Genomic DNA, 16,071 nt, shown 5'->3' with positions numbered 1-16,071 from the left:
ATTATTGTTCGTGTTTATGGGTTCACATCAAAATTCTAAATGCTTAATTATTTTTTATTTTAATTCAGGTAACATAGCATTCAAAGTAATTCCTACCAGTGCACTTAAGGCTGTTCCGGAAACAACAAATGAGCCTCCCAAATCTAAAACAGCTCCCCCCAATCCGATAACCAACATAGCTGAAGCAATAATTAAATTTCTAGATTGTGAAAAGTCAGTGTGATCTTTTATTAATACCTTCAGACCATTACTAGCAATCACACCATACAATAGAATCGACATTCCTCCCAATACTGCGGAAGGTATTGATGCCACTAAAGCATTAAATTTGCCAAAGAAAGATATCAAAATAGCTAGAAAAGCTGCATTTCTAATGACACTAACAGATGCAATTCTTGTTAAAGCAATCACACCAGAGTTTTCACCATAAGTCGTGTTTGCAGGACCACCAATTAAAGCTGAAACGAAAGTAGCTAACCCATCTCCTGCTAAAGTTCGGTGTAATCCTGGCTTTGATAAAAAATTACGATCACAAATTTCACTAAGAACCACATGATCACCTGTATGCTCAGCAATGGTAACCAAAGCAATTGGTAAAATCGCCCAGGCTTCTGGTCCAAAATAAAACTTATATTGTTGCCAATTTGCAACAGGTGTAGCAAATGGAAGGGATAAATCCGGCAAACGAATCCAACTAGCTTCTATTACGGGAGTATAATCAACGATTCCAACCATTAACGAAAGAAGATAGCCGCCAATAATAGCGATTAAGAATGGAATTACTTTAAAGAAGCCTTTACCAAATATCTGCATGTAAACTGAAATGAGTAGCGTTCCTACTGAAACGAAAATGTTTCGCCAATCCCCACCCGATACAAAGCCAGCATTATTTACTGCAGAAGAAGCTAATCCTAAACCGATAACAATAATCATCGGCCCAATAACAATCGGTGGTAATATTTTATTCAACCAATCGGTGCCCGTATACTTGATTACTCCAGCAATCACAACGTAAAATAAACCGACCATCATGATTCCAGTTTGCGCTGCAGAAACATCCCCACCTAGTTGTTCCATTGCTAAAGCCATGGCAGCAATATAAGCAAAAGAGGATCCCAAATAAACAGGTACCTCCCCTTTTGTTATAGTAAGGTAAATCAATGTTCCTATCCCACTTGCTAACAAAGCAGTTGAAACAGATAGCCCTAAAATTAAGGGAACTAAGATCGTTGCTCCAAACATAGCAAAAACATGTTGGAAACTTAATAATAATCCTTTGGTAAACTCCGGCTTTTCGTGAGGTTGCAGCAATAGCGTCATTTTATCTTTTGAATTTTCCATTTTAATCTCCTTATATGAAGGCATAAAAAAGAGCCCTTTATTTGAAAATAAGGACTTAAAATACTCAGTAGACTTTGGCATCCTCGCTGGAATGCATTAAAAGTCCTTACATTTCTAATCGATTTTATCATTGTTTGACCAAGTTGTCACACTCTTTTTAGGATTTAATTTAGTAATTTGTTATCAACTTGTTACCTAATATCCATATTTTTCTGATACACTGATGGAACGAAACAAAAAGGAATGATTTCATGAAAAAAATACTTAGCCTTATGATTGCATCTCTTTTATTATCTGCCTGTCAGATTTTCCAATACTTTCAAGAACCAACCGCTAATGAGAAAAATGAACAATCAGAATGGGCTGCTGTCTCCCAAGACCAAATAACTAGTCAAACAACTGAAAACCTTGAATCAGAAGATAGCCAAAAGGAGCAAACAGAAAAAAATAAACAGAGCAATACAGCCCCTCGCTTTTTAAAAGAGAAATTAAGCGTTTCTTCTGATTTCCCTAATTTGACACTTCCAGATGAAGTGCCTCAAGATATTAATCAAGCCATGGAAAGCTATTATCTAAATAATTTTACAAATCAAGAGCAACAAGTTAATAAAAATAAAGTAGCAAGTAAGGATTTAAATCAAATCCTTTCACAAATTAATTCGGAGGAAGATTTAAGCCAACTAGATGTTTCTATTGATCAAAGCCAATTCCAAATCAATGGAGAAACAATCTTTATTCCTCGCATCATCGTACCCTTAACTTACCAAGAAGCCGAAAAGATTGCCAGTGATAACGATACACGTTTAATAAACCACGCTTTAACACAAGTAGGAAACCGATTAGTGCTATTAGCTTATTATCGTCCTCAAACAAAGGAACTTATTCCTATGCATCTAGTCAATTCAACACACTCACTCTTTTTCTATCAGCAATAAGCATAAGGTCCCAGCCATTTGTTAAATGGCTGGGACTTTATGCTTTATCCTTTTGCTTGCTTTTTTAGAATGTTTTGACGATAGCGCTCTACTAAACGATGACTGATAATGATTTTTTTATCTGCCAGTTGATCGATAATTTCTTGATCAGAAACATCTTGGCCATGCTTTGTTATAACATCTTGAATAAAAGCTTGAATATTTAGAGCAGACAACCCACTACGTCCGACTTTTGCTGAAACATTAATAAAATCCGAAAGTGGAGACACATTCTCTCCATAAGCGAGGTTCTTATTGATAATAATGCGACTGACAATAGACTCAGATAAGCGCAGCTGATGAGCAATGTCTTTAATTAATAAAGGCGTTGGGCTTTTGTCTTCTCCTTTGAGATATTGCAGCTGAGATTGAACGATAATCTTAGTCACTGCAATTAACAATTTCTCTCTAGAGCGAATACTTGATAACATTTGCTGGTAGAATTCCTTATGCGGTTGGATATATTCTTGAAGCTCAGTATTATTTTTAGCTTCCATTTCATCATAATAATCTTGATCAAAAATTAGCCGTGGATAATACTGACGGTTAATGTGAATTTGTATTTCTTCTCCCATGAGTTGTAGTTCAACATCTGGAATCAAATTAATTCGCTCAATTCGTTCATATAATGAAGATGGGCGTGTCCGCAATGTATGGTAATAATTAACAATTTGTTGGATTTCAGCTAGCGTTAAGTTTGTACGCTCCATAATCTCTGCATAATCTTCTTCTAATAATTCAGCAAAATAATTTTCTAATAAAAAATAGGCATGATTTGGCGAATGTTGGTCTTGGTCTGTTTGCAACATTAGACATTCTTTCAAATCATAAGCCCCAATCCCAGTCGGCTCTAATTGTTGAAAAAGAGTAATGGCATCTAAGGCAATCATAGGGTCTATTTGTAGTTTTTTTGCAAGTTCTCCATATTTATAAGGTAAATAGCCACGTTCATCTAAAAAGGGAACCATTTGCACCATAGCATCTCTAATCGGTGTTTGCCTATATAACATAATCTGCTCGAAAAGGAAGGTTTCTAATGTTTGAGGAGAGCTTGGACTTTGAATATCAATATCTGGATCAGCTGCAGGCCTTCTTTCTTGTAAAATCTGGGAAACCTTATGCTCAATAGGGTATTCAAACTCTATAAACGGATTATCCAAAAACTTTTCTTCAAAATAATAGGTTAGCTGTTCGCCATTTAAGTCTAAAATTTCTAAAAGTAATGGATTTTGTGTGACTTCTTCTTGTGTAAGCGATCGAAAAATTTTTACTTCTTCTGACATCTAATCACCTTCTTTCTGACTTTTATCATTCTCTCTCTATTATAGCTAATGCTTAGAATTTCGTCTAATCATAATTCTTGTACTAGCACAATTTAATGTGCTTAAATTATTTAAAAAGACTAAAATTTTAAAAATAATTTTGAAAACCTTTGTATCTGCTTTTTTTTAGTTTTATAATCAACTTAAAAGCCATTTGATAGCGTTTGATTTTGTCGACGCTTAAGATGAAAGGAGAAATTAAATTGTTAGAAAATCTACAACCTAATCGAGTCTTCCACTACTTTGAAGAGTTAACCAAAATACCTAGAGAATCTGGTAATGAACAAGCAGTTAGCGACTACCTGTATCATTTAGGAAAAGAATTGGGTTATGAAACTATTCAAGATGAAGCTAATAATATTATTATTAGAAAGCCAGCCCATCCCGACTATATGGATCATGAACCAATCATCATTCAAGGACATATGGATATGGTGGCTGAAAAGGCAGAAGGCATAAAACACGACTTTGCCAAAGACCCTATTCCATTGGCAGTAGAAGGGGATTGGGTTAAAACCAAAGGGACAACCTTAGGAGCAGATGATGGAATTGCAGTAGCTATGGGTCTAGCAATCATTGAAGACAAAGAAGCTAAACACCCTGCTCTTGAATTGCTGGTTACTACGGATGAGGAAACCACCATGTCTGGTGCACGAGCTGTAAAAAAAGAAAATATTCGTGGCAAAAAATTAATTAACATTGATGCAGAAGAAGAAGGCATCTTACTGGCCGGTTGTTCTGGTGGCCATAACCTTATTGGTAAGCAAAAACTTAAATATCAAGCTCGCCAGTTAAAAAACACTTTTGAATTAACCATTAATAATATGTTAGGTGGACATTCAGGAATGGAAATCCACCAAAAAAGAGGAAACTCCATTAAATTTGCCTTACAGGCTATGAACTTAATTAAAGAGGTGTCCGACTATGAATTAGTGTCGATTGTCGGCGGATCAAAACATAACGCGATACCCCGCGATGCAAGAGTAGTATTTGCATCAGATGAAGAAGATTATTCTATTGATTTTACAAACTTAATCGCTAAATATCCTCTTGACAAAGACATGCAAGTAACCATTAAAAAAATTGATAATATAGATGAGGTCTTATCGGCACAAAGCCAAGAAAATATTGAGCAATTTACCTCTGAAGTTCCACACGGTGTCTATAGTATGATGGAAGAATATCCTGATATTGTTGAGTGTTCTAACAATCTCGCTATCTTTGATATTCAAGATCGTCAATTAAAAGTCACTATTTCCCTTAGAAGTTCGAATCCTGAATCTTTTGATAAACATACTGAAAATGTGACAAAAATCTATCAAAAAAATGGATTTGATGTGATTGAAGCAGATTATTATCAAGCTTGGGAATTTGCAAAAGAGTCTAGTCTTAGAGAGACTGCCCTAGAAGCATTTAAAGAGACTTTTAATAAAGAAATGAAAGTTGAGGTTGTCCATGCTGCTCTTGAACCGGCTGTTTTTACAGACACTTTCCCTGAAATGGAAATGATTGCAGTAGGCCCTACGATGAAAGACGTGCATAGCCCTAATGAAAGACTTTCGATTTCTTCAACTGAAAGAACCTTTAAATTTATCAACAAATTGCTTGAAAAGCTTTAGAGAAAAGCTTTAGAACAAAAAAGAACGCTTTATGAAAATTCATAAAGCGTTCTTTTTTGTTAAATATCACCATTAAAGGTATCTGCTTCTTGGAAATCACCAGCATATTTATAGCCTCTAGCAAACCATTCTTGTCTTTGCTTAGATGTTCCATGAGTAAAGGAATCAGGAACTACATACCCCATCGTTTCTTTTTGTAAAGTATCATCCCCTACTGAAAAGGCTGCTTGAAGTGCTTCTTCAATGTCTCCTTCATCTAAGATGCCTTGCTCATCAGCATAGCGTGCCCAAGCTCCTGCATAATAATCTGCTTGCAATTCTAAGCGAACCGTTAATTCATTCTTAACGCCTGGATTTTGTTGAGCCAGTTTCTGATAATCATCCATTGTCCCTAGCTGTTGTTGGACATGATGCCCCACTTCATGAGCCAGAACATAAGCCATCGCAAAGTCTCCTGGAGCGCCATATTTATTAGCTAATTCACGATAAAAACTAACATCTATATAGATAGCTTGGTCACCTGGACAGTAGAAGGGGCCTGCAGAACTTTGGCCAAATCCACATCCACCAGTATTTGTTCCTTCTGTGTAAAGGACTAATTTTGGTCTTTTATAAGTTAAATCGTATTCAGCGAACTTTTCAGTCCAAAAATCTTCGGTATTAGCTAATACTACTGAAAGAAACTCTCCTTCTTCATCAGTTATTTGATTGTTAGAGTCGGACTTTTCACTAGCATCTTCAAAAACGACACCTGAATCACCGTAGTTGCGATTCGTTGGTTGCCCGCCTCCTAACAAAGAAGATCCTCCTGTAAAAAAGGAAATAAGCAAGATTCCTATCAAAATCCATTTAAATTTCCCTTTTGACATCAATAACATCATTAGGAGATTACCACTCATACCACCCGAACGGCCTGAGCCCATTCCTCCGCCAAAAGAACTTCCGCCTTGGCTTCGACGGTCTTCAACATTTTTACTTCGTCTTAAATCTTCCCATCTCATTTTCGGCCTCCTTAATACTAGACGAATGGAGCTAACAATCTCAATAATGCGTCGATAATCCTTCCAGCAATCGAACGTCTTAGGTGCTTCATCCGAATTAATTCAGCCACACTCTGTGCCTGAATAAAGTCATCTTTAATCGCTTTTATTTCTGGATGATAGTATAGCAAGGTAGCCGTTTCAAAATGAAGATATAGTGAACGATAATCTAAATTAAGGGTACCGACTATCGCCACCCGATCATCTGAAACGAATGACTTAGCATGTAGAAAACCGGGAGTATATTCATAAATTTTTACTCCACCTTCTATCAAAGGACGATAGAAAGACCTAGTAATTCGATAAACTAATTTTTTATCAGGAATTCCTGGTGTCATCAAGCGCACGTCCACACCCCTTTTAGCTGCTAAAGTCATAGCCGTTTGTAACTCATAGGAAATAATTAAATAGGGAGTAAAAATATAAACATAACGCTCTGCGGTGTTGAGAATCTCACGATAGACATTTTCACCTATTACTTCACTATCTAAAGGTGTATCACTAAAGGGTTGGACATAGCCGCTGGACTCATTACCTTCGATAATACTTAAACTTTCATCTAAACTGGCTTGGTCAGTAAATTTTTTGTCATCTGAATCTTCAGTTACGTAGGCATTCCACATAGTTAAAAACATTTGTGAGATGTTCCATACAGCAGCACCTTTAATACGAATCATAGTGTCTTTCCAATAGCCAAATCGCTCCACCGCATTAATATACTCATCTGCAATGTTTAGACCCCCTGTATAAGCAATCTTATCATCGATAACAATATACTTGCGGTGATCTCGAGTATTGTAAACAAGAGAAACAATTGGCCGCACTGGGTTAAATTTAAGGGCCTTAATATTAAATGCCTCCATTTGTTCGACAAAGTCTTTAGGAAGTCTTAAAAGACAACCGAAATCATCATATATTAAACGTACTTCTACACCTTCTTGAGCTTTTCTTTTAAGCACGTCAAAGATTTGATCAAACATTTGACCTTGTTCAATAATAAAGAATTCAAGAAAAATATGTGAGTGTGCTGACTCTAGGTCTTGAATAAGTGGTTCCATCATTGATTCGCCATTCGCAAAATACTTAACGTCTACCCCCGCAGAAACAGGCATTTTTGCGTAATCATTGACATACTTTGCAATGCCTGCAATCCGTGGATTATCTTGTGCTAGCGACCCTAAGGCATTGGGCACCTTTTTTAAGTCCCTTAAATGATAGCGATTCTGACGATTAAGTCGTTCTGTCATATCTGCCAAAGGTCGTTTGTTACCAGCATAGAGATAAAACAAAGAGCCTATGATAGGTGAAACTGCTAATAACACAATCCATGATAAGCGATAAGCAGGACTTTCGTTCTTATCTAGCAAATAAATGATGATCCCAAAAGATACAATAGTCATAAAGAGGTTTAGCCAAACAGAATAGGCAATTAGATCTTTGACCAATACAACTATCCATATAATCTGGAGAATAGTTAAGGCAGCGATAATTAATAAACGAACAATTAGAGGCTTTGTCTCATTTGTTCTTTTCCCCATACCTTCTCCCCCTTTTAATTTTATAATTCAAAGTGTTTAAGATAAGCTTGAGCGATTTTTTCTGCTGAAAAACCAAAGTGTTCAATGGCTTGGTGGCCTGGAGCTGAGGTACCAAATTCATCAATACTAATGGTTAAGCCATCCATACCAATATATTTATGCCATCCAAAGCTAGATCCCATCTCTATAGAAGCTCGTTTGTCAAGCTGTTTAGGTAGTATCATTTCTTTATACTCGTCACTTTGTTGATCAAAAATATTTTGAGCAGGCATCGAAATAACATTTATATAAACTTCTTTTTCAGCCAATAGTGCTTGAGTTTCAATGGCTACTGAAACTTCAGATCCTGTAGCAATTAAAACACCTTGTGCGTCTTCCTTGGCAGGTGAGATGATATAAGCACCTTTACGAACACCTTCTTCTGCTAATTCATTAGAGTTGTTGATAACCGGTAAGTTTTGACGGCTAAGAACTAATAAAGTAGGTGTTGTTTGAGATTCCACGGCAATCTTCCAAGCCACCATTGTCTCGTTTGCATCTGCCGGTCGGATGACATTAAGATTTGGCATGGCACGAAAAGCTGCTAAATGTTCAATCGGTTCATGTGTTGGACCATCTTCACCTACAGCAACTGAATCATGTGTTAAAACATAAGTAACGGGTAATTGAGATAAAGCTGACAAACGAATGGCCGCTTTTAAGTAATCTGAGAATACAAAGAATGTCCCACCATAAATTTTATTTCCACCATGCAAAGCAGCTCCATTCATCATGGCAGCCATGGCAAATTCTCTAACACCAAACCAAATGTTTTGTCCTTGTCGACTTCCTGGCATAAAGTCTTCTGTCTCTTTAATCATGGTCTTGTTTGAACCAGAAAGGTCAGCAGAGCCTCCCCATAAATATGAAACTCTAGCTTTTAGGCCTTGAATGGCTGTTCCAGAAGAGCTTCTTGTCGCTTCAGCTTTAGCATTCACATCGAGAAATTTAAGGTCAGCTGCATAATCTTCAGGTAATTCATTTGCAAAAGCTGCTTTTAATTCTTTTGCTAATTCAGGATTAGCTTCTTGATATTGTTCAAATAAATTTTGCCATTCATCTTGAGCTTTTTTTCCACGTTCCACTATTTTTTCATTAAAAACAGATTTAGTCTCTTCGGGCACAGTAAAGGCTGGATAATCATATCCATATTTAGCTTTAGTTTGTGACCAAGCGTCTGCTCCCAATGGCGCTCCGTGAACTTTAGAAGTTCCCTCATTCGGTGACCCAAAACCAATCACTGTTTTTACTTCAATAATTGAAGGTTGGTCGCTTACTTCTTTAGCAACTTCGATTGCTTGAGAAATAGCCTCTAGGTCATTACCATCTTCTACTCTTTGATAATGCCAATTTTGACTCTCAAAACGTTTTTTAATATCTTCCACAAATGATAAGTCTAAGTCACCATCTAAAGAAATATCGTTTGAATCATAGAGAACCACTAATTTGCCTAATTTTTGACGGCCAGCATAAGAGCAAGCTTCATAAGAAATACCTTCCATTAAGTCGCCATCACCCACTAATACATAGGTGTAATGATTAATAACTTGATGTTGGTCCGTATTATATAAAGCAGCCGTATGTTGTTCTGCCATAGCCATACCAACTGCTTGCGCAATTCCTTGACCAAGCGGTCCCGTAGTCGCTTCAACTCCATCAGTATGACGATATTCAGGATGCCCTGGTGTTATAGAACCTAATTGACGGAATTGTTTTAAATCTTCCATTGTAACTTTGAAGCCAGATAAATGTAATAGACTATATAGCATGGCTGAACCATGTCCAGCAGATAGCACAAAACGGTCTCTATTAATCCATTGACTATCTTTAGGATTAATATTCAAATGACTCGACCACAAAGCATAGGCCATTGGCGCTGCTCCAAGTGGTAATCCTGGATGTCCTGAGTTGGCCGCTTCTATTTGGTCAACACTTAAAGCACGAATCGTATTTACAGCAATTTGATCTTTTTTAGAAAACATATTGAACTCCCTTATACTTATTTTAAATTTATTATACCATCTTTCTGCTTAGTTTTTATATCCCGTCTTATTTTATTTTTTTTTACGATATTTAGCCATCAATTCAGCGAAGATATCTGCAGAAGCAGGTGGGCTATAGGTAATGGTATTAGCACCTCCAGAAACATTTAACATATTAGCCCCTGCATTTAATTTCCCAATATCATCATCATGCTCACTTGAAACAGTTGCCACTACAGGAACATCAACCACCTGGGCAATCTGACGGATTAGCTCATTTTCCATTGGTGAATTAACGACTACTCCAAAGACTCTCGCTTGCTCAGATTGAAAGGCTAGTTGAATACTGCGCTCGCCACTGGTCGTTCCTCCTCCTACTCCGGTAAAAACTGGTACGGATGAGACATTAATCAATGACTGATTAATAGCCATTTGTGGTGTGAAAGGATAAACTGACATAACAGCATGGGCATTTGAGTTTCGAATAAGGGCCACATCTGGCGAAAATAATAAACTCTTCATTCGATGACCAAAAATCCGAATTCCAGAAGCTTAATAGATTTCGTCCGGCATCTCAACTAAGCGATGGCTTAATTTAGATGAAAATTTCGGAACTTGTTTTGTTACTTGCGCCTCCAGCTCTTTGATGACAACCCGACTGTTATTTTCACTATCTATCTCTGTTTGAATGGATTCGTAAGAATAGCCTCGCCCTTTATAATGAGCCATGAAGTCCTCTTTACTAAACTTATCCTCTGCCATATAAAATCTCCAATTCCTTTTAATATCCTTTATTCTAAACAATCCTTAACTAAAAGCTAGAAAAAATATAAAGAACCAAGCAAAAGCTCGGTTCTTTTTTTACTTAATCATGGCAAAAAGACCATTCAATTGATAGTCACTGCCTTCTTTGCGCGCAGAGTGAAGCTCGGAAGATAGATAAGTAGAACGCCTATCTACCATTATTCTTTCTTGAGGGATCCCCAAATCTTGAATTAACTTCATGTTAGCATCAGTCATACTCAATTGATACTTGCCCTCTTTTTGACCTGGTTTTATATAAAAAGCATGATTATCCCACTCGGCAAAAGCTTGATAGACTTCCTCGCCCACTTCATAATGATCTTGGTCAATGGAAGGACCAATATAGACCCAAAGATCTTCTAATTTACAAGCAAATTTCTCTTGCATCTTTTTAACAGCCAATTGACTGATTTTTTGCACCGTACTTCTCCAGCCTGAATGAACAATTGCAAAAACTTTTTGGTTGGCATCAAAAATAATGACAGGAGTACAGTCCGCAAACTTTATCATTAAAACTTGCTGAGGTTGATTAGTTAACAAACCATCCGATTGAGGCACTATATGCCCAATTGCAAACGGATTGCTAATTTCTTCTTGAGGAAATGCAACCTTGGGACCATGAACTTGTTCTCCAGTATAGAAACTTTGGAAGTCAAAACCTCCTTTTTCAAGCGCTTTTGTAATTTGTTGGCTTACCGCTGCTTCACCTATTTTAGCGACTCTAAAATTATATTCTGCTCCTGCTAAAAATACTTGTAGACCCATTTTTTCGAATGGCTGAAAAAAATTATTCATTAATTTTTTCCTCCTGAACATTGATATCATAATGATTACGAATGACCTCTGCAAAACATTGTGTCATACTGGCAGTAAATCCCCATAGATACTCTCCACTAGGTAAATTATAAAACGGAATTTTACGTTTTACCACTCTAAATTGATAAGATGCACCATGAGCCATTAAGTGGAAGGGGAAATCTTCCCCTACTTCCGTCAATACAGATGCATCGTAATAAGTTGGATTATTATTTAAGACATAGTCTAAGGGAAGGGTAAACAAATAAGCGACTTCTTTGGCATTCGGACTTATATTATCAAAAGTAATATCTTTAATCAAAGCTACATAAGAATGAATCATTGTTGCATCATGAATCAATCCATCTAACTCTCCAATAACTTCTATGTGTTTACGACTGATATTTAATTCTTCCATCGTTTCCCTAACTGCCGCTGCTTCAAAAGTTTCACCCGCTTCCACCTTTCCTCCCGGAAAAGAAGTATCGCCCGGCTGAGAAATTAAAGAGCTTCTTACTTCATAAAGGAGGTGCCATTCATTTTCTCTTTGAATAAGAGGAATTAAAACAGCGTAATGTGTCTTATCTTTAAATTGATTCGGCCGATAATTAGCAAGCGATTGTCTAATCTGTTCTTCTTCTCGTTTCAACTTCTTCCCCCCCTCTAAAGTATTTTCATAAATTATAGCACTTTTTATCTCGTTTTCGAAATAAAAGAGATGGGATAGTTCATTATATTCCAAAAAAAGATTGTCAGCACTATAAAATTTTGTTATTATTCTTATGTTGCACCCTGTGCAAAGAATAACTGTAGATTAGCAAATAATTTACGGCAGAAAGGAAGTATACACATGAAAGCAGGCATTCATCCAGAATATCATCCAGTTGTGTTTATGGATACTTCGACAGGTTATAAATTTTTATCAGGATCAACTAAGTCTTCTTCAGAGACAGTTGAATGGGAAGATGGAAACACTTACCCTTTAATCCGGATTGAAATTTCATCTGATTCACATCCATTCTATACTGGACGTCAGAAATTTACACAAGCCGATGGACGCGTCGACAAGTTCAACAAAAAGTTCGGATTTGTGGACAAAAACGCAAAAAAAGAAGACTAATTTTAAACAGCTCAAAAAGCCGACCCAGGTGCTTAAAAGCGCTCCGGTCGGTTTTTATTTGCATTTGTTTTTAGAGACTCATTGATGACTTTCTATTGTTTTGAAAAGGCCTTGCATCTCTTTAAATAATTTAATAAGATTTATTATTATAATGATTTAAAATATTGTTATAGGAGGAATAATTAATAGTAGTATGGAATCAAATGGAAAGAATAAAAAAAGTTTTGTACAGCGTTCACTAGATTGGGTGGAAAAAGTCGGTAATAAGATGCCGCACCCAGTAGTAATTTTTATCATCTTGTCGGCTATCACTATTTTAATCTCTGACTTGGTTTACCGCTCAGGCGTTTCAGTAGAGTTCTTTGATGCGAAAGCAGATGAAACCAGTACTATAGCAGCCGTCTCACTCTTAAACAGTGATGGCTTACGCTATATATTTGAATCGGCGGTTTCAAACTTTACTAGCTTTGCTCCTTTAGGAACTGTTCTCGTCACCATGTTGGGTGTTGGAATTGCAGAATGGTCAGGCTTAATCGGCTCTGCCTTGACTAAGTTAATTATGAAGGTACCTAATTCACTCTTAACCATGGTGGTTGTTTTTGCCGGTATTATCTCAAATATTGCCTCTGATGCTGGTTACGTAGTGGTTGTGCCACTTGGCGCTATTATGTTTGCTGGTGCTAAGCGTCACCCAATTGCTGGTCTAGCTGCTGCCTTTGCTGGGGTATCGGGCGGATTTTCAGCCAACCTTATGTTTGGACCAACTGATGCCTTATTAGGAGGGATCACTAACGTCGCTTTAAATGCCAGTGGCATTGATTATGAAGTTTCCATTAGTGGTAACTGGTATTTCTTAATCGTCTCTACTGTTTTCTTAACCATTATTGGTACTTTAATAACCGAAAAAATTGTTGAACCACATCTTGGTTCATACCATGGCGACTTTGATAAACATGAAACTAGCGAGCTATCCCTTAAGGAAGAAAAAGGTCTAAAGAATGCCGGGATCGCATTGTTAGTTTCATTAGTCGCGGCTTTTCTACTAATGAACCCTTGGTTTGGTCCCTTCCAATCAATCGATCCTGAGACCGGTCTAAAGACTTTACAACCCTTTATGAATACCGGCTTAATATTTATGGTTTTCTTATTATTTGGTATACCAGGCTATGTATATGGTCGTACAACTGGCAAAATTCAAAATTCTAATGACTTCGTGGAATCAATGATTGAGGCTATGCGATCAATGGCAGGTTTCATCGTAATGGCTTTCTTTGCTTCCCAACTGATTGCTTACTTTACCGAGTCTAATTTGGGAATTATTTTAGCTTCAACAGGTGCAGATTTCTTAAAAAGTCAAAAGATTTCAGGAGTTCCTTTAATCCTTGCTTTTATTTTCTTTGCAGCTTTTATCAACTTGTTTATTGGTTCAGCTTCTGCCAAGTGGGCAATCTTAGCTCCTATCTTTGTTCCAATGTTTATTGCCATTAACTTGTCCCCAGAGATGACCCAAATGGCTTATCGTGTGGCTGATTCATCCACTAATATTATTTCACCATTGATGAACTATTTTGCAATGATTCTTGTGTTTATGCAACGATATGATAAGAAGAGTGGAATTGGGACCCTTATTTCAACTATGCTACCATACTCTATTGCTTTCTTAATCTTCTGGTCAATCTTATTAATTGTATGGTACAGTCTCAACCTTCCATTAGGACCTGGCGCACCCGTACAAGTTTCAATGATTCAACCTCTATTAGGGCTTTTATAAGATTTCATATAGTCAAAACAGGTGTTTCTTAATTGCTACAAAAACAATCCTACCTAATCAGCGTATAGGTGGGATTGTTTTTTGCTTGTTTTCTTATTCACATAATCTATCTATCTATTCATTTTTTTGATAAAATAATCATATTCTATTGTGCTTAGGAGAATTCCATGAAAAATCTTTATAAATTGATCTTTACTTTACTGCTTATTTCCATAAGTTTAATTTTAACTCATCCTTCCATATTAGCTAAACAAGAGTATACGATTGGAACTTCCGGTCAGACCAAACCACTCAACTATTTTGATGATAAGGGTCAATTAGTAGGAATTGAAATTGAAATCCTGCAAGAAATTGATCGACGTAATGAAGATATTGAGTTCAAATTTGAAATTACTGAGTTTTCTTCCCTCTTCGCAGGACTGGATTCTGGTCAGTTCGATCTAGTCGCCAATAATTTGGGTGAAAATCCCGAACGGCGTGAAAAATTTTTATTTTCCCTCTACCCATATGTCATCACTCACAATGTATTAATTACAGCTAATGATAGTAGGGAAGGCCTCACCATTGAACAAATGGCAGGCAAATCTTTTGGTGTCGTTCCTTCTTCCCCGCAATCTATCTACCTAGAAGCTTGGAATGAGACTCACCCTGATAAGGCAGTTGTTATCCAATATGCAGAGTCTGACCCAGCCTCTTTAATACGTGATGTTTATAACGGTCGAATCGACGCGACTATTTACGCCACAACCTATCTAAAGGATGTTGAGGATACTTACGGCATCCAATTAAAAATGCATCCGATAGCTAACGAAGAAGAAATTAGAATTCCTGGCTCTTATTTTATTTTCCGCAAAGATGAAGTTGAATTGCGGCAAGTGGTTGATCGAACCCTACAAGCTATGCGACAAGATGGTAGTCTGAGTGAAATTTCACTGAAATATTTAGGTCAAGATGATACTCTGCTAAATGAAACAATTATTCAGCGCAATCAGAGCTTTGAATCCCAAAGACTTAAAGAACAAACAAACAGTCAACTTATTTCATTAAATGCCATTAAAATCGCTTTCCCACGGATTCTTGAAAAACTTCCGATTACCTTATTAATTACTCTTATTGCTGGGATAATCGGCTTAATACTTGGATTTATTTTAGCTATCATCAAACTCAAAAAGATCAAAGGTCTAAGAGGGTTCGTCAATCTTTTTGTTTCTTTTATGCGTGGAACCCCCTTGCTTGTTCAGCTATTTCTTGCTTATTACGGCTTACCCATCTTTCTACAATGGCTTAATCGATCAATTGGTACTGATTGGGATGTGAATCAAGTCCCTGCCATTCTTTACGCTTTCTTAGCCATGGGACTAAATGAATCTGCCTATAACTCTGAAACGATTCGCTCAGCCATTCTTTCTGTCGATCATAAGGAGATTGAAGCTGCCTATTCTATTGGCTTAAATGCTAGTCAAACCATGTGGAGAATTATCTTACCTTCAGCTATGATTAATGCCATACCTAACCTAGGAAACAGTCTTATTCGCTTATTAAAAGGGACATCCCTAGCCTTTACCATTACGGTCGTTGATATGATGGGACAAGCCAAAATAACTGCTGGCTCTAATTTACGCTTTTTTGAAGCTTATATTGCTATTTCATTGATATACTGGCTCTTATGCATTCTATTAGAATGGTTGATTAAAAAACTGGAAAGCTATTACCAAGTGGGCTGATT

General features: G+C 36.9%; 14 protein-coding genes. 5 read left to right on the top strand and 9 right to left on the bottom strand.

What is annotated here, in order from left to right; genetic code table 11:
• Positions 1-54 precede the first annotated feature (54 nt).
• The gene (locus ACQV2Q_RS04135; protein ID WP_428881986.1) at positions 55-1,365 is read right to left on the bottom strand and encodes a uracil-xanthine permease family protein; all 1,311 of its coding nucleotides are present in this window, start codon (positions 1,363-1,365) and stop codon (positions 55-57) included.
• A 227-nt stretch (positions 1,366-1,592) separates the two neighbouring features.
• Here ACQV2Q_RS04135 and ACQV2Q_RS04130 point away from each other — a divergent pair, with 227 nt between their 5' ends.
• Positions 1,593-2,276, top strand: coding sequence for a hypothetical protein (locus tag ACQV2Q_RS04130; RefSeq protein ID WP_428881985.1), 684 nt, complete (start codon positions 1,593-1,595; stop codon positions 2,274-2,276).
• A 44-nt stretch (positions 2,277-2,320) separates the two neighbouring features.
• On the opposite strand, the gene ACQV2Q_RS04125 is transcribed toward ACQV2Q_RS04130, so the two are convergent.
• On the bottom strand, positions 2,321-3,598 hold the full coding sequence (locus ACQV2Q_RS04125) for an RNA polymerase subunit sigma-54 (RefSeq protein WP_428875246.1): 1,278 nt from the start codon (positions 3,596-3,598) through the stop codon (positions 2,321-2,323).
• A 242-nt stretch (positions 3,599-3,840) separates the two neighbouring features.
• Between ACQV2Q_RS04125 and pepD the strand changes: the two genes are divergently transcribed.
• Positions 3,841-5,256: a beta-Ala-His dipeptidase gene (gene pepD, locus ACQV2Q_RS04120; RefSeq protein WP_428881983.1), complete on the top strand. Its 1,416-nt coding sequence runs from the start codon at positions 3,841-3,843 to the stop codon at positions 5,254-5,256.
• A gap of 59 nt (positions 5,257-5,315) precedes the next feature.
• Here the strand turns inward: pepD and ypfJ are convergent, their stop codons facing one another.
• From ypfJ to ACQV2Q_RS04085, 7 genes are all read right to left on the bottom strand, one after another.
• Positions 5,316-6,257 (bottom strand): KPN_02809 family neutral zinc metallopeptidase, encoded by a 942-nt coding sequence (gene ypfJ, locus ACQV2Q_RS04115; RefSeq protein ID WP_428873149.1) that lies wholly within the window; start codon positions 6,255-6,257, stop codon positions 5,316-5,318.
• Between the two features lie 17 nt (positions 6,258-6,274).
• Positions 6,275-7,834: a cardiolipin synthase gene (gene cls, locus ACQV2Q_RS04110; protein ID WP_428873148.1), complete on the bottom strand. Its 1,560-nt coding sequence runs from the start codon at positions 7,832-7,834 to the stop codon at positions 6,275-6,277.
• A gap of 20 nt (positions 7,835-7,854) precedes the next feature.
• A complete protein-coding gene (tkt, locus tag ACQV2Q_RS04105; protein WP_428881982.1) occupies positions 7,855-9,855 on the bottom strand; it encodes a transketolase in 2,001 nt (666 codons plus the stop codon).
• Positions 9,856-9,927: 72 nt separating this feature from the next.
• Positions 9,928-10,377, bottom strand: coding sequence for a hypothetical protein (locus ACQV2Q_RS04100; RefSeq protein ID WP_428881981.1), 450 nt, complete (start codon positions 10,375-10,377; stop codon positions 9,928-9,930).
• Positions 10,378-10,407: 30 nt separating this feature from the next.
• Positions 10,408-10,617, bottom strand: a complete 210-nt coding sequence (locus tag ACQV2Q_RS04095) for a hypothetical protein (protein WP_428881979.1) — start codon at positions 10,615-10,617, stop codon at positions 10,408-10,410.
• 99 nt (positions 10,618-10,716) lie between these two features.
• Positions 10,717-11,454 (bottom strand): peptidoglycan editing factor PgeF, encoded by a 738-nt coding sequence (gene pgeF, locus ACQV2Q_RS04090; protein WP_428881978.1) that lies wholly within the window; start codon positions 11,452-11,454, stop codon positions 10,717-10,719.
• Entirely contained in the window at positions 11,447-12,103 is a 657-nt protein-coding gene (locus ACQV2Q_RS04085) for an NUDIX hydrolase (protein ID WP_428873143.1), read from the bottom strand. The genes pgeF and ACQV2Q_RS04085 overlap by 8 nt, the downstream gene beginning before the upstream one ends.
• Before the next feature lie 201 nt (positions 12,104-12,304).
• Here ACQV2Q_RS04085 and ACQV2Q_RS04080 point away from each other — a divergent pair, with 201 nt between their 5' ends.
• From ACQV2Q_RS04080 to ACQV2Q_RS04070, 3 genes are all read left to right on the top strand, one after another.
• Positions 12,305-12,574, top strand: coding sequence for a type B 50S ribosomal protein L31 (locus ACQV2Q_RS04080; RefSeq protein WP_428873142.1), 270 nt, complete (start codon positions 12,305-12,307; stop codon positions 12,572-12,574).
• Positions 12,575-12,767: 193 nt separating this feature from the next.
• Entirely contained in the window at positions 12,768-14,345 is a 1,578-nt protein-coding gene (locus tag ACQV2Q_RS04075; protein ID WP_428881977.1) for an AbgT family transporter, read from the top strand.
• A 167-nt stretch (positions 14,346-14,512) separates the two neighbouring features.
• Entirely contained in the window at positions 14,513-16,069 is a 1,557-nt protein-coding gene (locus ACQV2Q_RS04070) for an ABC transporter substrate-binding protein/permease (protein WP_428873140.1), read from the top strand.
• Positions 16,070-16,071: the final 2 nt, after the last annotated feature.

This window comes from Facklamia sp. P12950, assembly GCF_050409465.1.
Lineage (GTDB): Bacteria > Bacillota > Bacilli > Lactobacillales > Aerococcaceae > Facklamia.
Note: the sequence above shows the minus strand (reverse complement) of the source record. Positions and strands in the feature narration are given on the sequence as shown.